Genomic DNA, 23981 nt, shown 5'->3' with positions numbered 1-23981 from the left:
ATGGCGCAATTCTCTCGCCGGCATGTACTCGGTCTCGGTGTCGGCGCGCTGAGCGTTCTGCGGCTTGGCCCCGTTCGCGCCACAGAGGAAAACGGCGCTGAGATGCACGGCATCTCGGCGTTCGGCGATCTGAAGTATCCGGCCGACTTCAAGAATTTCGACTATGTGAACGTCTCTGCCCCCAAGGGCGGCGTGTTCTCGACCATCCCCTCGACGCGCTCCTACAATCAGTCCTACCACACCTTCAATTCGCTCAACGCCTACATCCTCAAGGGCGAGGGCGCGCAGGGCATGGACCTGACCTTCTCAGCGCTGATGGTGCGGGCCGGCGACGAGCCGGATGCGATGTACGGGCTCGTCGCAAAGTCGGTGCGAATCTCGCCGGACAAGCTGATCTACCGCTTTACGCTGCGCCCCGAGGCCAAGTTTCACGACGGCTCGAGGATCACGGCGCATGACGTCGCCTGGTCCATCAACACGCTGAAGGCCAAGGGCCATCCGCTGATCCAGGTGCAGATGCGTGACGTCAAGGGGGCCGAGGCGCTCGACGATGCGACCGTGATCGTCACCTTCGCCGAGAAGCGCGCGCGCGATGTGCCGCTCTTCGTCGCGGGCCTGCCGATCTTCTCGAAGAGATATTATGAGACGCGGCCCTTCGATGAATCAACGCTGGACACGCCGCTGGGCTCGGGGCCCTATAAGGTCGGCAAGTTCGAGGTCAACCGTTTCATCGAGTACGAACGCGTCAAGGACTGGTGGGGGGCGAACCTCCCGGTCTGCCGCGGTTATTACAATTACGATGTGGTCCGCTACGAATTCTATCGCGACCGCGACGTCGCCTTCGAAGGCTTTACCGGCAAGAACTATCTGTTCCGCGAAGAGTTCACCGCGCGCATCTGGGCGACGCGCTACGACTTCCCCGCCATCAAGGACGGCCGCGTCAAGCGCGAGCAGGTACCGGACGAAAGGCCGTCCGGCGCGCAGGGCTGGTTCATCAATACCCGCCGCGACAAGTTCAAGGACCCCCGCGTGCGCGAGGCGCTGATCAACGCCTTCGATTTCGAGTGGACCAACAAGACCATTATGTACGACGCCTATGCGCGTACGCATTCGCCGTTCCAGAATTCAGACATGATGGCGAAGGGGCCGCCCTCACCGGAGGAGCTGAAGCTGCTCGAGCCATTCCGCGGCCAAGTGCCCGACGAAGTGTTCGCCCAGCCCTACGTGCCCCCGGTTTCGGATGGCTCGGGGCAGGATCGCACCATGCTGCGCAAGGCGCAGCAATTGCTCAACGAAGCCGGCTTCGTCATCAAGGACGGCAAGCGGATGACGCCGAGCGGCGAAGTGTTTCGCATCGAATTCCTGTACGATGAGCCTTCGCTGAATCCGCATCACGCGCCCTATATCAAGAATCTGGGAACGCTCGGCATCGAGGCGAGTCCGCGTATGGTCGATGCCGTGCAGTACCGCGCGAGGGTGGAAGATTTCGATTTCGACATGACTATCACGCGCTTCTCGATGTCGACGACGCCGGGCGACGCAATGCGTGCCTTCTTCTCCTCGCACGCTGCCAAAACCAAGGGCTCCTACAACCTGGCCGGTATAGAGAATCCCGCCATCGACGCGCTGATCGAAAAGATCATTGCGGCGGATACCCGCGCCGAGCTGACGGTTGCCTGTCATGCCTTCGACCGCGTTTTCCGCGCCGGCCGCTACTGGGTGCCGCAGTGGTACAACAAGACGCATCGGCTGGCCTATTGGGACATCTTCGACCGCCCGAAGAACCTGCCGCGTTATCAGATCGACGCATCGGGCTCCGGCGAGCGAGTTATCTGGTGGTATGACGCTGCCAAGGCCGGCAAACTTGAGCAGGCGAAGCAATAATGACCGCCTATATCGCCCGCCGCATCCTTTTGATGTTTCCGACCTTGCTCGGCATCCTCTTCATTTCCTTCGTGGTCGTGCAGTTCGCGCCGGGCGGCCCGGTCGAACGTGTGATCGCACAGCTTTCCGGCGCCGATACCGGCGGCTCCTCGCGCATCTCTGGCTCTTCCACCGGTGACTTTGCCGGCAGTACGCCCCAGGCGGGCGCCTCCGCCGATGCTGTCAATTCGAAATACCGCGGCGCGCAGGGGCTCGATCCGGAGTTCATCAAGAACCTGGAAAAGCAGTTCGGCTTCGACAAGCCGGCGCATGAGCGCTTTGCTCTGATGGTATGGAATTTCGCTCGCTTCGATTTCGGCAAGAGCTACTTTCGCGACACCACCGTGTTGCAGCTGATCAAGGAGAAGCTGCCGGTCTCGATATCGCTCGGCCTCTGGTTGACGCTGCTGACCTATTTGATCTCGATCCCGCTCGGCATCCGCAAGGCGGTGGCGGACGGAACGCGATTCGATACCTGGACTTCCGCCGCTATCATCGTCGGCTTTGCGATCCCCGGTTTTCTGTTCGCGATCCTGCTGATCATCCTGTTTGCCGGCGGCTCGTTCTTCAACTGGTTCCCGCTGCGCGGATTGACCTCGGACGGCTGGTCGCAATTCCCCTGGTACTGGAAGATCATCGACTACTTCTGGCACCTCACCCTGCCTTTGATCGCGATGGGTCTCGGCGCCTTCGCCACCATGACGCTGCTGACCAAGAACTCGTTTCTCGATGAGATCAGGAAGCAGTACGTCATGACCGCGCGTGCAAAGGGTTGCAGCGAGGGGCAGGTGCTCTACGGGCATATCTTCCGCAACGCCATGCTGATCGTAATCGCAGGCTTTCCCGGTGCGTTCATTGGTGCATTCTTCTCCGGCTCACTGCTGATCGAGACCATCTTCTCGCTCGACGGGCTCGGGCTGCTCGGCTTCGAAAGCGTGCTGAACCGCGACTATCCGGTCGTGTTCGGCACGCTGTTCATCTTCTCCCTCGTGGGCCTTGTGGTGGGTCTGATCTCCGACCTCGCCTACATGTGGATCGATCCCCGGATCGATTTTGAGGCGAGGGAAGTCTGATGGCGCTGCTCGCTCCACAACCGGTCGAAACCACCGCGAGGTCGCCGCTTGGCGAGGTCGTCCCGGCCACGCAGCACGTGTTCGCGCCATCGCCGCTGAACCGCCGGCGCTGGCGGAACTTCAAGGCGAACCGCCGCGGCTACTGGTCGCTCTGGATATTCCTTGCTCTGTTTCTGATCTCGCTGTTTGCCGAACTGATCGCCAACGATCGGCCGTTCCTTATCAAGTATGACGGAAAACTGTATTGGCCGGCTTTCGTCAGCTATTCCGAGACCACTTTCGGCGGCGATTTCGAAACCGCGGCCGACTACCGCGATCCCTATTTGCAAAAGCTGATCGCCGAAAAGGGCGGCACCATCATCTGGCCCTTGATCCGCTATTCCTACTCCACCCACAATCTCGATTTGCCGACGCCGGCGCCGTCGAAGCCGACATGGATGCTGACGGAAGAGCAGTGCAAGCCCGTGGTGGAGAAGAAGGGCCTGAAGAGCTGTAGCGACCTCGAATACAACTGGCTCGGTACCGACGACCAGGGCCGCGACGTGGTGGCGCGACTGATCTACGGTTTTCGCATCTCGGTGCTGTTCGGACTGACGCTGACCATCCTGTCCTCGATCATCGGCGTCATCGCCGGCGGCGTGCAAGGCTATTTCGGCGGCTGGACCGATCTGATCTTCCAGCGCATCATCGAAATCTGGAGCGCGATTCCCTCGCTCTATCTGCTGCTGATCCTGTCATCGGTGCTGGTGCCCGGCTTCTTCGTGCTGCTCGGCATTCTCCTGCTGTTCTCCTGGACCTCGTTGGTTGGCCTGGTTCGCGCGGAGTTCTTACGCGGGCGCAATTTCGAATACATTCAGGCGGCGCGCGCGCTCGGCGTCTCCAACGGCGTGATCATGTTCCGGCATCTGCTGCCGAACGCGATGGTGGCGACCATGACCTTTCTGCCATTCATCGTGTCGTCCTCGGTGATGACGCTGACCGCGCTCGACTTCCTCGGCTTCGGCCTGCCGCCGGGTTCGCCATCACTCGGCGAGCTGCTGTCGCAGGGCAAGTCCAACGTGCAGGCGCCCTGGCTCGGTTTTACCGGCTTCTTCTCGGTCGCGATCATGCTGTCGCTTTTGATCTTCATCGGCGAGGGCGTGCGCGACGCCTTCGATCCGCGCAAAACGTTCCGGTAGAGCATGATGGACGCCGTCAACCAGCCCTTGCTCGATGTGCGCGATCTCTCGGTGGCGTTTCACCAGCCGAGCGGCGCCACGATTGCGGTCGACCGCGTCTCGTTTTCCATCAAGCGCGGCGAGTGCGTGGCCCTGGTCGGCGAGTCCGGTTCCGGCAAATCGGTCAGCGCGCTGTCGGTGCTAAGACTGCTGCCCTATCCGACCGCGTCGCATCCCTCCGGCACCATCCATTTCAAGGGCCGAGAGCTGCTCAATGCCTCGGAACGCGAGATGCGCGAGATCCGCGGCAACGACATCTCGATCATTTTCCAGGAGCCGATGACCTCGCTCAATCCGCTGCACACGGTCGAGGCGCAGATCGGCGAGATTCTTTCGCTGCACAGCGGCATCGGCGGGCAGATGGCGCGGGCGCGCACACTCGAGCTCTTGACGCAGGTCGGCATTCCCGATCCGGAAACGAGGCTACAAAGCTATCCGCACCAACTATCCGGCGGCCAGCGTCAGCGTGTCATGATCGCGATGGCGCTCGCCAACGAGCCGGATCTTCTGATCGCGGACGAGCCGACCACCGCGCTCGACGTCACGGTGCAGGCCCAGATCCTGGCGCTGCTTGCCGAGATCAGGTCCCGGCTCGGCATGAGCATGCTGTTCATCACCCATGACCTCGGCATCGTCCGCCGCATCGCCGACGTGGTCTGCGTCATGAACTCGGGCAAGATCGTCGAGCACGGCCCGGTCGAACAGGTCTTCACCGCGCCGAAACATGCCTATACCCGCGCGCTGCTCGCGGCCGAGCCCAAGCCCGACCCGGCGCCGCCGCGGCCCAACGAGCCGGTGGTGATGTCGGCCGACAATCTCAAGGTCTGGTTTCCGATCAAGCGCGGGTTGTTGCGCTCGACCGTCGGCCACATCAAGGCGGTGGATGGCGTCAGCGTCGCGGTGCGCAAGGGCGAGACGCTCGGCGTCGTCGGCGAATCCGGCTCCGGCAAGACCACGCTGGGTCTCGCACTGCTCCGGCTGATTTCCTCCGACGGCCCAATCGTGTTCCTCGGCAACAACATCCAGGGCCTGCGCTTCAAGGCCATGCTGCCGCACCGTCGCGACATGCAGATCGTGTTTCAGGATCCGTTCGGCGCGCTCAGCCCGCGAATGTCGGTCGGCGATATCGTTGCCGAAGGCCTGAGCGTGCATCAGAAGTCGCTGTCGCATCAAGAGCGCGAGGCGCGCGTCGTCAAGGCGCTCACAGACGTCGGTCTCGATCCGGCGACGCGCTTCCGCTATCCGCATGAATTTTCCGGCGGCCAGCGCCAGCGTATCTCGATTGCGCGCGCGGTGGTGCTGGAGCCGAATTTCGTCGTGCTGGACGAGCCGACCAGCGCGCTCGACATGCTGTTCCAGGCGCAGATGGTCGACCTGCTGCGCGAGCTGCAGCGCAAGCGCGATCTGACCTACATGTTCATCTCGCACGATTTGCGCGTCGTGGCCTCGCTGGCCAGCCATCTGATCGTGATGCGTCACGGCAAGGTGGTGGAGGAGGGCCCGGCCGCGGAGCTCTTCAAGAACCCGAAGAGCGACTACACCCGCGCCCTGTTCGCTGCCGCGTTCCGGATCGAGGCGGTTCCGGACCTATAGCTTGCGCTGGTGATGACGATGAAGTTTGTGGCTACAGCCGCTTGATCGCCGTCACCTCGCTGCCGACGGCCTTGATCCGCGCAATCGCGTCATGTGTGTTCTCCACCACCGTCGCCATGTGGTGCGCGTTGGCGTGTACGATGCTGTCGGCGTCCCGCACGATCGCGACGTGGCCCTTCCAGAAGATCAGATCGCCGCGCTGGAGCTTCGTCATCTCGGCGGGACTCAATGCCCGGCCGAGGCCTCCCTCTTGCATGTCGCTGTCGCGCGGGCAGCCGGTGCCGGCGGCGGCCAGCGATACCTGGATGAGGCCGGAACAATCGATACCGAGCGAGCTCTTGCCGCCCCAGAGATAGGGCGTGCCGATAAAGCGCTCGGCAACCGCGACGAAATCCTTTTCCACCGCGTCGAGGCTGCCAAGATGATGGCGCGGCAGATACCAGCCGTCGCTTGTAATGGCGAACGCGCTGTCTTCGCGGATGACCGTCACCCTTGCTCCCGTCGTCAGCGTCTCGACCGGCGGCAGCTTGATCGAGGGGCCCGGAAACGCGAAGGTCCGCAGCGTCGTGACCTTGTGCGTCGGTGCGGCCGCAGGCTTTGCCAGCGCGGCATCCGGAATCCAGCCGACATAGCCGTCGCTCGCGAGTTGGCCCCACGCAAACCCTTCGTCATTGCGGTCGTAGATCGTGACGCGTTCGCCCTTCAGCGCCTGCGTCAGCATCATGGCGCCCGCGGCAGGTCGCTTCCACAGCGGCGCGATCGCCTCACACACGCAAAATTCCTCGCCGGACACATAGCGCGCGGCCTTCACCTTGCCTTCGAGATATTTCGCGGCGATTTCGGGCCGTGCCGGCGTCAGGCGCGGATCATGCATAGCGTTCGCTCAACAGTTTGTAGATCGCGCGTGCGGCCTGGCATTCGCCGCCTTCGGGACGCGCAGGTTTTGCGGAAGGCGTCCAGCCGTAGATATCGACATGCAGCCAGCTTTTGGCATCGGTGACGAAGCGGTGCAGGAACAGCGCGCAGGTGATCGAGCCGGCAAAGCCGCCCGACGGCGCGTTGTTGATGTCGGCGACCTTCGAATCCAGCCACGAATCATAGGGTGGCCACAGCGGCATTCGCCACAACGGATCGTTCTCCCGCTTTGCATGTTCTGCGACGCTTTCGGCCAGCGTCTCATCATGGGTGTAAAAGGGCGGTAAATCCGGCCCCAGCGCCACCCGCGCCGCGCCGGTCAGTGTGCCCAAGTCAATCAACAGATCCGGTTTGTCTTCGTCCGCCAAGGCGAGCGCATCCGCCAGGACCAGCCGTCCCTCGGCATCGGTGTTGCCGATCTCCACGTTAAGTCCCTTGCGCGACTTGAAGATGTCGAGCGGACGGAAGGCGTTGCCGGCGACCGCGTTCTCGACCGCGGGGAGCAGGACGCGCAGGCGGACCTTCAGCTTCGCGTCCATCACCATCTGCGCCAGCGCCAGCACGTTGGCGGCGCCGCCCATGTCCTTTTTCATGATCAGCATGCCGCTGGACGGCTTTAGGTCGAGCCCGCCGGTGTCGAAGCAGACGCCCTTGCCGACCAGCGTCACTTTGGGGTGGGCGGGATCGCCCCAGCTCAGGTCGATCAGGCGCGGGGCACGCGCCGAGGCCATGCCAACCGCGTGGATCAGCGGAAAGTTCTGCTTCACGAGTTCGTCGCCGACGATGCAGTCGAAGCTGGCGCCGAAACGCGCCGCGAGCGCTTGTGCGGCGTCCGCCAGTTGCTCCGGCCCCATGTCGTTCGACGGCGTATTGATCAGGTCGCGCGCCAGCGCCGCCGCTTCCGCCATCCGCGCGATGTCAGCGATATCGACGCCATCGGGCGGCACCAGCCGGACCTCGGGCTTTTCGGCTTTGCGGTAGCGGCCGAAGCGGTAGCTCCCCAGCGCAAAGGCGAGCGTCGCCAGGCGCGGGTCGTGCGGCACGTTGGCGAAGCGATAGACGCCCGGCGGCAGCAGGCCGGGCAGCGCGCCGGGCCGGAACAGGTCGTGCGACTTGGCGGTCTCTTCATCAAGCCCGAACACGACCTGCGCAATCTTCCCGTCGGGGGCGGGCAGCGTCAGGCACTTGCCGGGCTTGGCGGTAAAATCATTGGCGAGCGCAAACTGCCGGGCCGGTTCGGGAAGGTCTTTGGCGATCGCGCTCCAGGTCGTTTTGGTGGCGAACGTAATCGGAATGGCGGGGGCGATGGGCGCGGTCTCGAACGGCGATTGCATGCATGTCTCGCGGGGATCGGGGCGTGTCTGGCTGGCATAGCACGGCCAATTAACCGGCCGTTAGGGTTAACAGTCTATTGCTTTCTCATACGGCTCTATTTGTCCGCCATTCCCGTGAGTTGAAGTGCCATGCGTCGATCGTCCAGCTACGCCGGGTCCCTTGCCCGGTTCCTGACCTCAGCCGCGGTAACCGCGGTTTTGGCCGCGGGCCTTGGCGGCTGCCAGACCATGTCCGACATAACGGGATCGCTGAGCTCATCGTCACCCAAGGCACAGAGCGTTCCCGACGATCCGCGCCGCGCGGCCGAGATATATGGCGAACGCTATCGGGCCAATCCCAAGGATGCCGAGGCGGCGCTGGGGTATGGCCAGGCGCTCCGCGCTACCGGCCAGCGGGCACAGGCCGCTGCCGTGCTCGAACAGGCCACCATCGCTCATCCCGGCAACAAGACGCTGCTCGCTGCTTACGGCCGCGCGCTCGCCGACAACGGCAGTTCGCAGGCTGCCTTCGACGTGCTCAGCCGCGCCCATACGCCCGCCAATCCCGACTGGCGCATTCTTTCGGTGCAGGGCACCACGCTCGACAAGATGGGCAAGCACGAAGAGGCCCGCCGCTATTACGCGAGCGCGCTGAAGATCACGCCGGAAGAGCCGTCGGTGCTGTCCAATCTCGGTCTCTCCTACATGCTGACGCGGGAGCTGCCGCAAGCCGAGGAAACGCTGCGGCGCGCCTATTCCAATCCGCGTGCCGACGCAAGGGTGCGGCAGAATCTCGCTCTCGTCGTCGGCCTGCAGGGCCGCTTCGCGGAAGCCGAGACCATCGCCAAGGGCGATCTGCCGGCCGACGAGGCGGCTGCCAACGTGGCTTACCTGCGGGAAATGCTGAGCCGCAAGGACAAGGACCATTCGCGTCCCCCCGGCAACAAGGCGACCGTCCCGGTCGCCGCCCTCAACCGGCCGGACTGAGCATCACAGCGGTCACGCGCGACTGCGGGTCAACGAGTCCATTAGTCGGGCCCAACAACTATGCGAGCAATTATTTCGGTTCCAGTGCTCGACAGGAACTTATCGGTTCTGACGATTTCAAATGCGTCGATCGGGAAGGTGCCGAAATCTGTTTCGCGATGACGGGCGATCTCAGCGAGGAACGCCGGCGTGACCGGACCTGAAAATCGGATGAGGGTCGCAAACGCCATTTTGTCGAATAGATAGCGACGCGCCAAGTCGTCCAATATGCCTAAGCCTTCACGGCGGCGATGATCGCCATCGCTGGTTGCTATCGAAAGCTTGCGCCGAAGATCCGCCAAACCTTGATCTTCCGGATACAGTTGGAGAAAGACCGAGTTCGGTGAAACACCGAGGCCCTTTCCTTTCAACGCAAACGATCCGCTATCCGCAACAAGGCCCCGTATCCTCCTGAAAAGTGATGGTCGATCGCATTCCTCCCGTGCCGCTTCGTCGAGGTTCCTGATCGTCACGTGGACGGTATCTGCCGGATAGTAGTGGTGGCTCGGAGAAACACGTTGAAGCTCGGCCAAGATCTGACCGACCTGCGTATCGGCGACGGCCGGCATGCGCGCAATCAGCGTGAAATGCGCCGCAGATCCCATCGGCGGCAGTGCGTGGATTTGTCCTCGTCTCCCGGAAAGCCGCAACGAAGCCGTCGCGACGGTCCGCAGACCCCAGAACCGCAACATTGCGAGCGATGGGATGTCCGCGCTCAAGGAACGCCCATTGCTTTAATCGAATCCTTCACCTTGATTTGACTCCTTGATTTGCCCCCTGAGCTTCGTAACGCCAAAGAGCTAGCGCAACGATCGCGAGGCTAGCAGCGGTTGCGGCACAGCAAAGGAACCCGCTGCCAAAGCCCTTGGCTCCGATAATTCGTCCAAAGAACGCGGGGCTGGCTGCAAGGCCAGTATAGAGAACCGCGACATACAAGCCCATGGCAGTCCCTTTTGTGCGAGCCGTAGCCAATTCGGCAAAAGACGAAGATAGAGCGACGACGGCCCAACGCTCGCAGCAAGCGGAAATCCGCGGCGGGTCAGCCGATAAGCCCGCTTACGAACGCCAAAGGAGACTAGCAAATGCGCTGTTCCCGTGCCGGCTTGTCGAAGCTTCGAGGGAGCCCGCGCGAGGAAGAAGGTCAAATGGCGCCGGCCCGCCAGGCCGCTCGCCTCAGTGCAACGCCTGGATCTTGATGTAGGTCGGTCCGAGAATGACGATGAACAGGCATGGCAGGAAGAACAGGATCATCGGCACGGTCAGTTTCGGCGGCAGCGCCGCCGCCTTCTTCTCGGCCTCGTTCATCCGCATGTCGCGGTTTTCCTGCGCCATCACGCGCAGGCTCTGGCCGAGCGGGGTGCCGTAGCGTTCCGACTGCATCAGCGCCAGACAGACCGATTTCACGCCCTCCAGCCCGGTGCGCTTGGCGAGGTTCTCGTAGGCCATTTTGCGGTCCTGCAGATAGGACAATTCCGCCGTGGTCAGCGCGAATTCCTCCGACAGCGCCACTGATTGCGACACGATCTCGGTGGAGACCTTGCGGAAGGCGACTTCGACCGACATGCCGGACTCGATGCAGATCAAGAGCAGGTCGAGCGCGTCGGGAAAGGCGCGCCTGATGGAGAGCTGGCGCTTGCTGATGGCGTTCTTCAGGAACAGCATCGGCGCCTGCAGTCCGAGATAGGCGGCGCCGATGCAGATGCCGAGCTTGACCGTCAACGACTTGTCCATGTTGGTGATCACGAACACGTAGAGGGCCGCGCCGAGAAACAGCACGACCGGCGTCACCGCGCGGGCAAACAGGAACGTGACGTAGGGCGCGTGGCCGCGGTAGCCGGCCATGATCAGCTTGTCGCGCGCGGCTTCCTGCGCCAGCCATTTGGTCAGGTTCAGGTCTTCCACAACCTTGGAAACGAGCTGCTTCGGAGTCTGGCGCAGCGACACCTTCTCCGATTTGTTGAGGCGGTCGCGCTCGCGCTGGCGGAGCCGTTCGCGCTCGTTGGCGACCGCCTTCATGCGCTTGGCAAGGCCTTCGCCGGCAAACAGCGGCATGATCAGCGTATAGGCCGTCGCACTCGCCGCGATGGCGGCAAGCAGCATGGTCATGAACCGCGCGTCGTGCATCTTGGCGATCAGAAACTCAATCATAGGCGCACCGTCAGAAGTCGAAGTTGATCATTTTCTTCATCACCAGGACGCCGATCGTCATCCAGGTAACGCAAGCGACCAGCATGAACTGGCCGATATGATGGGTCCAAAGCAGCGCGATGTAGTCGGGGGTCGTAATCCAGACCAGCAGCATCACGACCGGCGGCAACGAGCCGATGATGCCTGCGGAAGCCTTGGCTTCCATCGACATCGCCTGAATCTTCTCCGCCATCTTCTTGCGGTCGCGCAGCACCTTGGAGAGATTGCCGAGCGCTTCCGACAGGTTGCCGCCCGATTTTTGCTGAATCGCGATCACGATGCCGAAGAAGTTGGCTTCCGGCAGCGGCATCCGCTCATACAGCCTTGCGCAGGCCTCACCCAGCGGCATGCCGATCGTCTGGGTCTCGATGATAGCCATGAACTCGCCCTTGAGTGGTTCCGGCGCGTCGGCGGCGACCACCTTGATCGATTCGAACAGCGGCAGGCCGGCCTTGATGCCGCGCACGATGACGTCGACGGCGTCAGGCAGCGCTTTCAGAAACGCCTTCTCGCGGCGCTTTTTGAGATAGCTGAGCAGCCAGCGTGGCAGGCCGAGGCCGGTGGCGAACGCCATCACGGCAGCGCCCAATAGCGAGCCGCCGACGATGAATGCGACACCGAAGCCCACCGCCGCGAGAACGGCGGAAACGATCCAGAATTTCTGAGGCGTCCAGGTCGTCAAGCCGGCCTGAACCAGGCGGATGCTGAGCGAGACGGACTTTTCCTTCTTGCGGCGGGCCTCGAGTTCCTTCAGAGATAGCCCTCGACCTGCTCGCGGCGCGAGCGCTGGCTCTTCTCGGCCTGGCGCGCCGGAACGTCGGTGCGTGCGATCGAGGCGCGCCGGGACTCGGCTTTCTTCTCGCCCGACAGGGCCGGATAGATGAATACCCATGCCAGGCCGCCGATGGCGGTGGCGGCGAGAAACGCCAGTGCGAGCGCTTGCATGCTCATCGCCTCCTCACGTCTTGTCGACGACTTCGGCGGCATCGAGCGCTGCCGCGAGCCGCTTTTCTTCGTTGTAATATCGCGCGCGTTCCCAGAACTTCGGGCGACCGATGCCGGTCGAGCGGTGCCGCCCGATGATCTTGCCGTTGGCGTCCTCGCCGAGCAATTCGTAGACGAACAGGTCCTGGGTAATGATGGTATCGCCTTCCATGCCCATCACCTCGGTGATGTGGGTAATGCGGCGTGAACCGTCGCGCAGGCGCGCGGCCTGCACGATGACGTCGATCGAGGCGCAGATCATCTCGCGAATAGTGCGCGAGGGCAGCGAGAAGCCGCCCATCGTGATCATGGATTCGCAGCGCGACATGGCTTCGCGCGGGTTGTTGGCGTGCAACGTTCCCATCGAGCCGTCGTGGCCGGTATTCATGGCCTGTAGGAGGTCGAACGCCTCGGGTCCGCGGACTTCGCCGACGATGATGCGTTCGGGGCGCATACGCAGGCAGTTGCGGACCAGCTCGCGCATGGTGACCTGGCCTTCGCCCTCGATATTGGGCGGGCGGGTTTCAAGCCGCACCACGTGAGGCTGCTGCAGTTGAAGTTCGGCGGCGTCCTCGCACGTGATGACGCGCTCGTCATGCTCGATGAACTGGGTTAGGCAGTTCAACAGCGTGGTCTTGCCGGAGCCGGTGCCGCCGGAAATCAGCACGTTGCAGCGAACCCGGCCGATGATCTGCAGGATTTCCGCGCCTTCCGGCGAGATCGCGCCGAACTTGACCAGTTGGTCGAGCGTCAGCTTGTCCTTCTTGAACTTACGAATGGTGAGGGCAGGCCCGTCGATCGCCAGCGGCGGAACGATGGCGTTGACGCGTGAGCCGTCGGCGAGGCGGGCGTCGCAGATCGGCGAGGATTCGTCGACGCGGCGGCCGACCTGGCTGACGATGCGCTGGCAGATGTTGAGAAGCTGCTGGTTGTCGCGGAAGCGGATGCCGGTCTTCTGGATCTTGCCGGCGACTTCGATGAACACCGTGCCGGCGCCGTTGACCATGATGTCGGCGATGTCGTCGCGCGACAGCAGCGGCTCGAGCGGGCCGTAGCCGAGCACGTCGTTGCAGATGTCGTCGAGCAGCTCTTCCTGCTCGGCGATCGACATCACGATGTTCTTGATCGCGATGATCTCGTTGACGATGTCGCGGATTTCCTCGCGCGCGGACTCGCCGTCGAGTTTGGCGAGCTGGGCAAGGTCGATCGCCTCGATCAGCGCGCCGAAGATGGTCGCCTTGACTTGGTAGTAGTTATCCGACCGCCGCGCCTCCATGGTGGGGGCGGGCGGTGGCGCCTTCATGGGCGCTATTGGAGGCGAAGCGACGGCCGGCGCGGCCATCTCGCGCGAAACGGCCGGCGCAGACGCCGGCTCAGGCGCCTGAATGGCGGGCTTGAGTACCCGCGTATCACTATCATTTCCGCTACGCTTACCGAACACGATGGCACTCCACGCGGGCTGTCTACTTCTTGGCCCGTAACTTCTCGATCAAAGGCGACAGCAACGAACTCTTCGGCTTCTTGGTCTCGCCGCGGCCGGTGAGCCGTTGCGCAATCTGCACGAACATCTCGGTGGTGCGATGCGTTGCGGATATTTCCGCAATCATCTGGCCGTTGTTGGCGGCCGAGCCGAAGATTTGTGGCTCGAACGGGATCGTGGCGATCGGGTGGTTTTCGATCGCCTTGGCGAACTCGGCGGCGGGGATCTCCGGCCGCTTCGGGATACCGACCTGATTGAGGCAGTAGAGCGGCGCACGATCGTTCGGCCGCGATGCCTTGAGGAGGTCGAAGATATTCTTGGTGTTGCGCAGGTTGGCGAGATCGGGCGCGGCGACGATCAGGATGTCGTCGGCCGCGATCAAAGCGCGCTTGGTCCATCCCGACCATTGATGGGGAACGTCGAGCACGATGCAGGGCATCGTGGTACGAAGCGTATCGAAGATCGAATCGAAGGCTTCCGCGCCGAAATCGTAGACCCGGTCCAGCGTGGCCGGCGCCGCCAGCAGGCTGAGATGGTCGGTGCATTTCGACAGCAGGCGATCGAGGAACGCGGTATCGACCCGGTCAGGCGAGAACACCGCATCCGCGATACCCTGCGGCGGGTCCTGGTTGTAGTCGAGGCCCGCGGTGCCGAAAGCGAGGTCGAGATCGGCGACCACGGAATCCAGCGACAGGTCGCGCGCGATCGCCCAGGCGACGTTGTGGGCGACGGTCGACGCACCGACGCCGCCCTTGGCGCCGACGACGGCGATGATGCGGCCGACGGCCTTGGCTTCCGGCGAGGAGAACAGGTTGCAGACCGAGCGCACGACGTCGATGGCGCTGACCGGCGCGATGACGTAGTCGCTGACGCCACGGCGGACCAGTTCGCGATAGAGCATGACGTCGTTGATGCGCCCGATCACAATCACGCGTGTTCCGGCGTCGCACACGGTGGCGAGCTGGTCGAGGCCGACAAGGATATCGTTGCGGCCTTCGGTCTCCAGGATGATCACGTTCGGCGTCGGCGCCGAGCGGTAGGCCTCGATGGCAGCGGCCATGCCGCCCATCTGGATCTTGAGATGAGCCTTGCCGAGGCGGCGGTCTTCGCCGGCCGACTGCACGGCAGCCGCGGTTTCCAGCGTCTCGCAGAAAGCCTGCACCGACACCCGCGGCGCTGGCGCGATATGATCGTCCGTTGACGGCGCGGTGCCGTCAGGCTGCGGTTCTGTACTCTGGCGCGCGTAACTGATCATTTGCCGGTATCGCTGAGTTTGGCCTTGTCGCTCTCGGGATAGGTTGTCGCGGTGGAAGTGCCCTTGCGATATTTCTCGAGGGCCATGCCACGGCGCGGCGTATAGGCTGGGGTTTCGGGACGCGGCTGCACGAGGTCCGACGGGTTGTCGACCATCGCTGCCAGATTGCGCTGATTGGAGCAGCCGAAATTGTAATACTGCTTGTTGTCGAAATAGCCCTTGTTGTGGATCGACGGTCCGAGATCCTCCGGCCACAGCCCGCACGGGCCGGCCACCGCCGAAATCTTCGGATAGTTGAGGCGGATCGCGGCCATGTGCCTGGGATCTTCGGGGCGATACTGGCGGACATTGACCGCGCGCGGCGGCACGCCGGCGGCGGAGAAGGTCGCCTGGATCTCGCGCAATGAATCCTCGGCTGCCCGTGCGTTCGGGGTATTGACGGGCACGTCGACGCTGATAGCGCCGGTACCTTCGCGAAGCCAGGTTTGGGCCAGGTCCATGACGTCGGCGCGCTGCGAGGCGGAAAGGCCGCCGCGTCCGCGGCCGACGAAAACGACGATCGAGCGGTCGGCTTCCTGGACCGCGATCGGATGGCGCTGGCGATAGTCGTCAGGCACGGCCGCCGTCGTCACGACATCGGTGGTGTGCTTGCAGGCGCTGAGCGCCACGGAAAGTCCGATCAGCGCTCCTGCCAGGCCAAGCGTGCGCCTTGGATCGGCGGGCTTCGTGGATTTCGTCTTCGGTGTCATCGTCCCGCCTCAGTCCGTAATAAAGCCGTAGGTGCCGCGATAATTCCGTGCCTTTTCGACGCGGCCCGGAACGCCGTAGATGCGATTGATGCTGCCGAGGAGGTCGGCCTGCGGATCCGACGCGCTGGCAAAGCCGTCGTCGGGGCGCGACAGATCCTTCTGTGCCACCGCGCGCACCACATAAGGCGTGACCAGAACCATCAATTCGCTCTGGTTGTTGACGAAGTCGCGGCTGCGGAACAGCGTGCCGAGAACCGGCAGTTGCGCCAGCCCCGGCAGACCGTTGATCGCCTGCTTGGTCTGTTCCTGGATCAGGCCGGCCATCGCCATCGCGCCGCCGGACGGAATTTCCAGTGTCGTCTCGGCGCGGCGGGTCTTGATCGAGGGAATGGTCGTTCCACCGGCACCGCCGGTCAGAGCGTTTTCGGTCGAGACTTCCGACACCTCGGTCATCACCCGAAGGCTGATCCGTCCCTCGGTCAGCACGACCGGCGTAAAGTTGAGAGAGATGCCGAATTTCTTGAAGCTGACTGTCTGGACGCATTGTCCGACGGCACCACCCACTGTGGTTTGGCAGGTCACGCCGGTCGGAATTGGAAATTCGCCGCCGGAGATAAAGGTTGCGGACTCGCCGGAAATGGCCGTGAGGTTAGGTTCGGCAATGGTTCGCACGACACCGGCGCTTTCCATCGCGCGTAGCGTCGCCTGCACGGATGGCGTCGAGCCGAAACTCCCGGTAAGGGCGTTGTTGGCCACGAGCGGCGCACTGTTTGCGGTGAACGGGTTGTTGTTGGTGAACCTAACAACGGATGTGCCGTACGACATGCTGGCGCTGAGATCAATGCCGAGCTGCTTGATGACCGAGCGCTGGACTTCAGCGAGCGTGACTTTCAACATCACCTGGTCACGGCCGCGAACTGCGATCGAATTGACGACCTTTTCAGTGCCGCCCACCAGGCGGGCGGCGATTTCGGCGGCCTGCTGCGCCTCGATCGGGGTTGCCGCGGTGCCGCTCAGCACCACGCCGTCACCGACGCCTTCGATCAGGATGTCCGAATTCGGCAGCGACTGCTTCAGCGCCGCGCGCACGCCGTTGAGGTCGCGCTTGACCGCGATGTCATAGGCCGCGATCTGCGCACCGGTGGAATCGAAGAAAACGATATTGGTCTGGCCGACCGCGGCGCCGATGATATAGGCGCGCTGGGTCGAACGCACCACGGCGTTGGCGACCTTCGGATCCGCAACCAGCACGTCCTTGATCTCGCGCGGCAGGTCGATCACGAAAGACTTGCCGATCCCGAGCGAAACGAAGCGGGCGTTCATCTGCCCGTCGGCGGCCACCGGCGCGACGCGATAGTCGCTCGCCATCACCGGCGTCAGCGCCGGATTGAGCGTGAGAGCAGTCACGGCCGAAAACGACAGGGCGCGGACGATGAACGTTCGCATCATCGGCTGAATTTCCCTGCACTTCATATCGTGCGTCCTTTCGGTCACTTCTGCATCGTCTGCTGGCTGGCAACGCCATAACGAATGACGTTGAGGCTTTCGCCACGCTTGTTGAATTGTTCGTCCGGCTTCTCGACTGCGTTGACGTCGGCAATGCTGCGCAGCGCCAGCGTCAGCGTGCCGCTCTGGCGCGATCGCGCCAGCGTCTCGGCCTGCTCGGGCTTCAGTTCGAGGGTGACCGTCCTGCCGACCAGCGAGCTGGCGCCTTCTTTCTCCTTCGGCGCCTGGTCGATCGCGAGAACGCGAACGTTGGTCAGGATGATCTCCGAGCTGGAGATATCCGGGCCCTTGCTGTCCGGGTTCTTGTCGCGCTTGGTAAGAATTACGTCGACGCGGTCGTTCGGCAGGATGAAGCCGCCGGCGCCGGTTTCCGGCGAAATCTCGGTGGAAATGGCCCGGTAGCCCGCGGGCAGGATCGCCGCCATGAAGCCGGAGCCGTCGGCTTTCACCAGCTTCTGCTCGCGAATCGGCTCGCCCGCGATGAACGGCGCGCGCGCGATCGAGCCGGTGATCTCCTTGACGGCGTCGGCCTTGCTGGCGCGGCTGATGAAGTTACTGCTGGCCGACGTGGCCGGCCAGGTCTGCCATTGCAGATCGTCGGGCTTGACCGACTTGCCGAGGCCGATATCCGATTTCGCGACGAGAATATCGACGGTCTGAAGCTGCGCGACCGGCTGGGCCGGGGCAGGCCTGTCGCCGGACCCGCTGGCGAGATATGCGGCAACGCCGCCAGCGCCGATGGCGATGGTCAAGACCACAATGCGTGGCTTATTCATACGCTTCACTTTCCACATTACGCCGCGACGCTTCCGCCGCCGTGATGGGAGTTGACCAGCTATTCGTCAAAGCATGGTTAATGAGGCGTGTGTAAATTGCCTTAACGGAAAGTTAGCGGTGCTGGATCAACGCATGGCGAGGTGGGTCAGGTCGATCGCCTTGATCCATTCGGTCTCCGGATAGACCATCAGCGCGCCAAGCGCGAGCGCGATGCCGTAGGGGATTCCGCTCTGCTTGTCGTGCAGCCGGTTCAGCCAGGCTTGCGCCGCAAGCGGATAAGGCAGCGGCCACCGCCGGAACTGGAGCAGCAACAACGTCAGAGCCCCGCCGAACAGTGAGGCGTAGACCAGGTAGTTGAGGAGGTGGTCGAAGCCGAACCAGAGCGCCACGCTGGCTGCGACCTTGGCGTCGCCGCCGCCAACCCAGCCCATCGCGAAGCAGGCAAAGGCCACCGCCAGGACGGCTGCGCCGGCGCCGATGTGCATGAGCATGTCATGCAGGGCCATGCCGCCCAGCAATGCAAGAGCCAGGAAGCCCGCGATAAGCGCCAGCGACAATCGGTTCGAAATCGTCATGGTGAAGAGGTCGCTCGCGGCTGCGAACGCCATCAGTGCGGGAAAGAGCAGGAGTCGTGCTATGTCGAGGATCATGGATTTACGAAGCCCGTGCTGCTAATCGCGACGTCGAAGCGTCGAGACTACACACGAGAGATGAACAAGCAGAAAACGGCTTCGCTCATCACCAGACGCTTGCAATTCGACACGAAAGCGTAAGAAGCGCCAGCGTCAGTGCAAGACAGACCGCTCTCACGGACGCGTCGTCCCCGTCACCGGCGAAGCGCGTTCTTGCGGCCAGGAATGTGAAAGCGGATTTGCGCACTGTCTTACGAAACTTATCTCAGGCGAAAACTACAAAGGCCCCGGAATACCCGAGGCCTTTGCTGTGCTTCGGCGGTGACGCTTACGGCTTGGCAAGCTCGGTGGATACCGCTTGGAACTTGGTGTTCAGACCGCTGCCGACGCCGTTAACTGCGGTGATGATCGCGATAGCAATACCCGCCGCAATCAGGCCGTATTCGATAGCGGTCGCGCCGGATTCGTCCTTCAAGAAACGCGAAACGAGATTCTTCATCAGATAAGCTCCATGTACACGTGGCTGGTCAAACTAACGTTGGTCTCACCGGCGTTCTCAGCACCGCGACCATGGCATGACCCTAGGGCCCCGAGAATTGCGAGGCGGTTAATTCGATTGCCGAAAAGCCCGAGGAACCGGACGGTTCCGAAGCAGAGTAAATTTGGCACTAAGCAATTGCGTAAGATTCGAGATTGCCGCGCATGCGGTCTCTGGTCTCCGCCTGCCGGAGCGGGGCGCCCGAATTCACGGCTCTTTAAGCGCGAGGGGTTACACACGAGTTCTCCGATCAGAGGCGCCATGTCCAGCCGGCCTCCGAAAGTCATCGAAACTCACCGGCCGAACGATGACGAAAAATAGCGTCCGGGCACGAGCGTGACGACATGACCGCAAACGTCGGAATGATCTCCCAGGAGAAAGCCTTGAGCCTTGGCAGGATCCCCGCCTGGCTCTGGCTTGGCGCCGGCGTGTATGCGCTTCTCCTGATCGTCGGAAGCACGTTGCTGCGCGACTCAGACACCTATTGGCAAATCGTCGTGGGTCGATCGATCCTCGAGCATGCCGCCTTGCCGCGCGTCGACCTGTATTCCTTCACGCGAATTGGCGAGCCATGGACGTCATCGTCCTGGTTCGCGCAGGTTCTGTACGCTGCGAGCTATCATCTGGCCGGCTGGAGCGGACCAATCGTACTTGCGGCAATTTCGATCGCCGCAACGTTTGCGCTTCTCACCTATGTCCTGGGTTGCCGCATTCCGTCAACCTACGCGATCCTGATCGCGCTGGCGGCAATGGTGCTTTCATGGCCACATTTTTTTGCGCGCCCTCACGTACTCGCGCTGCCGGTCATGGTTGCGTGGTCGTACGGCCTGATGTCGGCAAGCGAGCGCCGGGAGCCGCCGTCATTATGGTTGCTGCCGCTGATCTTGCTTTGGGCGAACCTGCACGGCGGATTCATCTTTGGCCTCGTCTTGATCGGAGCATTCGCGTTTGATGCCGTATGGAACGCGAAGCCTTCGCAACGAGAGCCATTGACTGTGCGCTGGATCGCGTTCGGGGTGGGAGCCGTGGCCGCATGCTGCGTTACGCCGTACGGATGGGGTTCGATCCTCACTTCATTCAAGATTCTCGATTTGGGGGAGTTGCTGCATCTCATCAATGAATGGAGGCCGGCGGACTTCAGCAGTCTCGGTCCGTTCGAGTTGTCGATGCTTGCCCTGATCGGGGGCGGACTTTACAGCGGCGTAAAGCTGTCGCCGCCGCGGATCGCACTGGCGCTGGGCCTCCTGCACATGGCGCTGTCGCATATCAGGAACCTCGAGATCTTTGCGCTGCTGCTGCCGATCGTGTTGCTCGCGCCGGTGGCGTCGCAATTCGCGCTGCAGCCGGCCCGGCTCGTCCGGATAAGTGCGCCCTCCGTGGCGATGCTGGCCGTCTTGCTCGGCGGCTTGACATGGGTGTTTGCAGCCAATGCGAGGATTGCGCCACCCGAAGGGCAATCGCCCGCCGCGGCCGTCGATGCCTTGCAGGCGCATAATCCCAAGCGGGTTCTCAACGACCTTCCGTTCGGCGGATACCTGATCTGGCGCCAGATTCCCGTGTTCATCGACGGGCGCGCCGAACTCTACGGCGAAGCCTTCGAAATGGCCTATTACCGCGCGCTGACGCTCAAGGACGCCAACCATTTCCTCGATATTCTAAAGACCTGGGAAATCGATGCCGTGCTGTTGAAGCCGTCGACGCCGGCCGTTGGGCTGCTCGATCAAGTCAGTGGCTGGAAGCGCGTGTATTCCGACGAGAACGCCGTGCTGCACGTTCGTACCGCCAATTGAGCGCTGCCCGATGGCTGTCGCGACGTCCGCCTGGATGCTTTGAGGGGCACGTGAACTGGCGGGCGGCCGGGGATTCTGCTACGGGGAACCAGTTGAATGCACCCGAGCGGCGGTTGACGGTCGCCGATCAGACCGCAAGCAGCCGACATGTCCAACCTGCCGATCGAAGTCCTCGAGATGCTGGGCCAGACCATGGCCAAGGTGGTGCCGGTCACGGTCGCGCTGGCGTTGGTGTTCTCGCTGCTGGCGCATTTCTGGGCCTGCAATCCCGGCAGGCCCTGGTGGCGCAAGCGCGAACTCGTCACCGACATCTGCTACTGGTTCCTGGTGCCGCTGTTTGCGCGGGTATTCCGCATCGGACTATTGGTGCTCGGCGCTGCTTTGCTGGTTGGAATTCACGACGCCGACGAACTGATCGCCTTCTACGACAACGGCCACGGTCCGTTGTCGAGGCTGCCATTGTGGCTGCAGACGATCCTGTTCCTGGTCGCAGCCGATTTCATGATGTACTGGCTGCACCGCATGTTTCACGGCGGCGGGTTCTGGAAATACCACGCCATCCACCATTCGTCGGAAGATGTGGACTGGATCTCGGCGGCGCGCTTTCACCCCATCAACCTGCTGTTGGGTACCATCGGGGTCGACGTCGTGTTGCTGATGGCCGGCATTTCGCCGGGCGTGATGCTGTGGCTCGGCCCGTTCAACATCTTCCACTCGGCGTTCGTCCACGCCAACCTCAACTGGACGCTCGGCCCGTTCAAATATGTCGTGGCGACGCCGGTGTTTCACCGCTGGCACCACACCTCCCGCGAGGAGGGCGGGGACACCAATTTTGCCGGCACCTTTCCACTCTGGGACCTGCTGTTTGGGACCTTCCGAATGCCATCGGATCGCCTGCCGGAGCAGTACGGCGTGGACGATCAGTCCTCGTTCCCGCGTGAAATCATTGGGCAACTGGCTTATCCATTCCGCAAATAGGCCGGCGTCGGATTTCTTGCCGCATGGCGGGGCCTATTTGCCGTTTGTTCATGAATTGTCGTCAGATTCACCTTGTCGGGCGCCGGTTCCGCTGGGTATGGCCCATCGCCGGCTTGTTGATGCCCCGGGGTAAAGTATGTCGTTCAAGTTTCCGCGTATTCGCGCACGCGCGCGTTTTGGATTGCGTTCCCTCGCTGCAGGAATCCTGCTGTGGCCGGCCGTCGGTCTGGCCTCGCCCGATCCAGACCGAATCGCCGTTTATGTCGACCAGGCAAAGCTCGTGAAGCTTCCTGCCAAGGTCTCGACCATCGTGGTCGGAAACCCGCTGATTGCGGACGTTACGCTGCAGAGCGGCGGCATCGTCGTCGTTACAGGCAAGGGCTACGGCGCGACCAATTTCATCGCAATGGACCGCAATGGCGAAGTACTGGTGGACCGCCAGATCCAGGTCGAAGGCCCGACCGATCAGCTCGTCACCGTCTACCGCGGCGTCGAACGGGAATCCTATAGCTGCATGCCGGTCTGCCAGCGCCGCATCACCCTTGGCGACGGCGTCGGCTACTTCAAGACCGCCATCGATCAGGCCGGCTCGCTCTCCAGCCAGGCCGCTGGCGCGGCGGCCGGCGGCAAGGCGGACTGAGCCGTTTGCGCCAGAGCCTTCCGGTTCTGATTGAATCAGAACCGGGCTCTCGGCGCCGGTCTCCCGGCACGGTCAAGATTCGGTTAACGGCGCGGGTCGTTCTGTCTGGAACGGCCGAAACAATTCAACAATCAGTTTCGGATAGGTTTTTGCGGCAATTCCCTCGCGCTCTGAGGTCTCTTCGATGCCGCCTTCCATGGTTCCCAAGAAAAATATCCTGCGCCGGTTTCATCACAACCGAAGGGGCTCGGCCGCCGTCGAGTTTGCGCTGGTTGGACCGATATTCTTTGCCGTTCTGTTCGCGATCATCGAGCTGGCGCTGGTATTCTTTGCCAGCCAGATTCTCGAGACCGTGACGCAGGACTCGGCGCGTCTGATCATGACCGGCCAGGCACAAAATGCGAAATTCACCCAGAGCCAGTTCAAGGACGCCGTTTGCGCCAAGCTCGTCGTGATGTTCGATTGCGAGAACGGAATCTCGATCGACGTGCAAAATTACCCCGCGTTTGACATCGTCGACGTCTCCGCCCCGATCGTCACCGACCCGAAAGACGGGAAGAAAAAATTCGTTCCTCCGAACAATTATCTCCCCGGCGGCCCCGGCGACATCGTCATGGTGCGGCTGTTCTACAAATGGCCGCTGTTCGTCACCAGCCTCGGCTTCGATATCTCGAATATCGACGGTAGCAAGCGGCTGTTGACGGCGACCGCCGCATTCCAGAACGAACCTTACTAGGACCAAAGGCGATGAACCGATGAGCACAATCTGGCTTCGCATGCGCCGCCGGGCGTTCGAACTGCTTGGCGACAACAGCGGTCTTGCGGCCGTCGAGTTCGCGATGATCATCCCGCTCATGGCAGCGCTGTTCATTGGCACCTACGAGTTCTCGGCCGGCTTCGCCATCAAACGCAAGGTGACGCTGATGGCGCGCACGCTATCGGACCTGACGTCCCAGAACACCACGGTGAGCGATACGCAATTGACCAACTTCTTCAAAGCCAGCAAGGCGATCATGACTCCCTATTCGTCGGCGGAGGTGAAGGGGAAGATCACGGAGCTGTACTTCGATCCCGATACCAAGAAGGCGCGGGTGCAGTGGAGCGAGGGTATCGAACCGCATAAGGCAGGAGACATCATCGACATCCCGGAGGCGCTCCGGATCCCCGGCACCTACCTGATCCTAAGCGAGGTCAGCTATAACTACATCCCGAGCGTCGCCTGGTTCATCAATAAGCAGGACGGCATGGAGCTGAAAGACTACAGCCTCACCCGTCCGCGCCAGGGACTTTGCGTGATGTACAAGACCTCGGTCTGCACCCAGACGTGAGGCGGCTGCGCCCGATCGGATGGCTGCATCGAAAAGGATCGCAAAGAAAAAGGCCGCGCCATTGGCGCGGCCTTTTG

At 62.5% G+C, this 23981-nt stretch carries 22 protein-coding genes and 1 pseudogene; 10 read left to right on the top strand and 13 right to left on the bottom strand.

The window, feature by feature from the left end; genetic code table 11:
* The 4 genes from V1273_RS31320 to V1273_RS31305 are packed head-to-tail and all read left to right on the top strand — an operon-like array spanning window position 1 to window position 5806.
* On the top strand, window positions 1-1884 hold the full coding sequence (locus V1273_RS31320; protein ID WP_334411852.1) for an extracellular solute-binding protein: 1884 nt from the start codon (window positions 1-3) through the stop codon (window positions 1882-1884).
* Window positions 1884-2996, top strand: a complete 1113-nt coding sequence (locus V1273_RS31315) for a microcin C ABC transporter permease YejB (RefSeq protein WP_334380073.1) — start codon at window positions 1884-1886, stop codon at window positions 2994-2996. The genes V1273_RS31320 and V1273_RS31315 overlap by 1 nt, the downstream gene beginning before the upstream one ends.
* Window positions 2996-4174, top strand: a complete 1179-nt coding sequence (locus tag V1273_RS31310; protein WP_334380074.1) for an ABC transporter permease — start codon at window positions 2996-2998, stop codon at window positions 4172-4174. Before V1273_RS31315 ends, V1273_RS31310 begins: the two co-directional genes overlap by 1 nt.
* Window positions 4175-4180: 6 nt before the next feature.
* Window positions 4181-5806: an ABC transporter ATP-binding protein gene (locus V1273_RS31305; RefSeq protein ID WP_334369044.1), complete on the top strand. Its 1626-nt coding sequence runs from the start codon at window positions 4181-4183 to the stop codon at window positions 5804-5806.
* Between the two features lie 31 nt (window positions 5807-5837).
* Here the strand turns inward: V1273_RS31305 and V1273_RS31300 are convergent, their stop codons facing one another.
* Window positions 5838-6680 (bottom strand): C40 family peptidase, encoded by an 843-nt coding sequence (locus V1273_RS31300; RefSeq protein WP_334411851.1) that lies wholly within the window; start codon window positions 6678-6680, stop codon window positions 5838-5840.
* Window positions 6673-8055, bottom strand: coding sequence for a leucyl aminopeptidase family protein (locus V1273_RS31295; RefSeq protein WP_334411850.1), 1383 nt, complete (start codon window positions 8053-8055; stop codon window positions 6673-6675). Before V1273_RS31295 ends, V1273_RS31300 begins: the two co-directional genes overlap by 8 nt.
* A 129-nt stretch (window positions 8056-8184) precedes the next feature.
* Here V1273_RS31295 and V1273_RS31290 point away from each other — a divergent pair, with 129 nt between their 5' ends.
* Entirely contained in the window at window positions 8185-9021 is an 837-nt protein-coding gene (locus V1273_RS31290; protein WP_334365214.1) for a tetratricopeptide repeat protein, read from the top strand.
* Window positions 9022-9062: 41 nt separating this feature from the next.
* Here the strand turns inward: V1273_RS31290 and V1273_RS31285 are convergent, their stop codons facing one another.
* From V1273_RS31285 to V1273_RS31240, 10 genes and pseudogenes are all read right to left on the bottom strand, one after another.
* Entirely contained in the window at window positions 9063-9779 is a 717-nt protein-coding gene (locus tag V1273_RS31285; protein WP_334365213.1) for a hypothetical protein, read from the bottom strand.
* Between the two features lie 454 nt (window positions 9780-10233).
* Window positions 10234-11208: a type II secretion system F family protein gene (locus V1273_RS31280; RefSeq protein ID WP_334365211.1), complete on the bottom strand. Its 975-nt coding sequence runs from the start codon at window positions 11206-11208 to the stop codon at window positions 10234-10236.
* 10 nt (window positions 11209-11218) lie between these two features.
* A pseudogene (locus V1273_RS31275) lies at window positions 11219-12198 on the bottom strand (type II secretion system F family protein).
* A gap of 7 nt (window positions 12199-12205) precedes the next feature.
* A complete protein-coding gene (locus V1273_RS31270) occupies window positions 12206-13672 on the bottom strand; it encodes a CpaF family protein (protein ID WP_334365209.1) in 1467 nt (488 codons plus the stop codon).
* Between the two features lie 22 nt (window positions 13673-13694).
* On the bottom strand, window positions 13695-14966 hold the full coding sequence (locus tag V1273_RS31265) for an AAA family ATPase (protein ID WP_334411849.1): 1272 nt from the start codon (window positions 14964-14966) through the stop codon (window positions 13695-13697).
* Complete coding sequence (locus tag V1273_RS31260) at window positions 14963-15715, bottom strand: CpaD family pilus assembly protein (protein ID WP_334411848.1); 753 nt, start codon at window positions 15713-15715, stop codon at window positions 14963-14965. Before V1273_RS31260 ends, V1273_RS31265 begins: the two co-directional genes overlap by 4 nt.
* A gap of 9 nt (window positions 15716-15724) precedes the next feature.
* A complete protein-coding gene (locus tag V1273_RS31255; RefSeq protein ID WP_334369043.1) occupies window positions 15725-17188 on the bottom strand; it encodes a type II and III secretion system protein family protein in 1464 nt (487 codons plus the stop codon).
* A 17-nt stretch (window positions 17189-17205) separates the two neighbouring features.
* Window positions 17206-17997, bottom strand: coding sequence for a Flp pilus assembly protein CpaB (gene cpaB, locus V1273_RS31250; protein ID WP_334365206.1), 792 nt, complete (start codon window positions 17995-17997; stop codon window positions 17206-17208).
* A gap of 126 nt (window positions 17998-18123) precedes the next feature.
* Window positions 18124-18648 carry an A24 family peptidase gene (locus V1273_RS31245; protein ID WP_334365205.1) on the bottom strand — a complete coding sequence of 175 codons (525 nt, stop codon included), beginning with the start codon at window positions 18646-18648 and terminating at the stop codon, window positions 18124-18126.
* Between the two features lie 310 nt (window positions 18649-18958).
* Window positions 18959-19129 (bottom strand): Flp family type IVb pilin, encoded by a 171-nt coding sequence (locus V1273_RS31240; RefSeq protein ID WP_334380079.1) that lies wholly within the window; start codon window positions 19127-19129, stop codon window positions 18959-18961.
* Window positions 19130-19512: 383 nt separating this feature from the next.
* Here V1273_RS31240 and V1273_RS31235 point away from each other — a divergent pair, with 383 nt between their 5' ends.
* From V1273_RS31235 to V1273_RS31225, 3 genes are all read left to right on the top strand, one after another.
* Window positions 19513-20958, top strand: a complete 1446-nt coding sequence (locus V1273_RS31235; protein WP_334411847.1) for a hypothetical protein — start codon at window positions 19513-19515, stop codon at window positions 20956-20958.
* 147 nt (window positions 20959-21105) lie between these two features.
* Complete coding sequence (locus tag V1273_RS31230; protein ID WP_334365202.1) at window positions 21106-21936, top strand: sterol desaturase family protein; 831 nt, start codon at window positions 21106-21108, stop codon at window positions 21934-21936.
* A 136-nt stretch (window positions 21937-22072) separates the two neighbouring features.
* The gene (locus V1273_RS31225) at window positions 22073-22576 is read left to right on the top strand and encodes a pilus assembly protein N-terminal domain-containing protein (protein WP_334365201.1); all 504 of its coding nucleotides are present in this window, start codon (window positions 22073-22075) and stop codon (window positions 22574-22576) included.
* Window positions 22577-22648: 72 nt separating this feature from the next.
* Here the strand turns inward: V1273_RS31225 and V1273_RS31220 are convergent, their stop codons facing one another.
* On the bottom strand, window positions 22649-22783 hold the full coding sequence (locus tag V1273_RS31220) for a hypothetical protein (RefSeq protein ID WP_334365200.1): 135 nt from the start codon (window positions 22781-22783) through the stop codon (window positions 22649-22651).
* Between V1273_RS31220 and V1273_RS31215 the strand changes: the two genes are divergently transcribed.
* Together V1273_RS31215 and V1273_RS31210 are read left to right on the top strand one after the other, a co-directional pair.
* Entirely contained in the window at window positions 22773-23312 is a 540-nt protein-coding gene (locus V1273_RS31215; RefSeq protein WP_334411846.1) for a TadE/TadG family type IV pilus assembly protein, read from the top strand. The genes V1273_RS31220 and V1273_RS31215 overlap by 11 nt on opposite strands.
* 19 nt (window positions 23313-23331) lie before the next feature.
* On the top strand, window positions 23332-23904 hold the full coding sequence (locus V1273_RS31210; protein ID WP_334365197.1) for a TadE/TadG family type IV pilus assembly protein: 573 nt from the start codon (window positions 23332-23334) through the stop codon (window positions 23902-23904).
* Window positions 23905-23981 lie beyond the last annotated feature (77 nt).

This window comes from Bradyrhizobium sp. AZCC 1721, from assembly GCF_036924715.1.
Classification (GTDB): Bacteria; Pseudomonadota; Alphaproteobacteria; order Rhizobiales; family Xanthobacteraceae; genus Bradyrhizobium.
The sequence above is the reverse complement of the archived record's forward strand: the minus strand, read 5'-3'. Positions and strand labels throughout refer to the sequence as shown.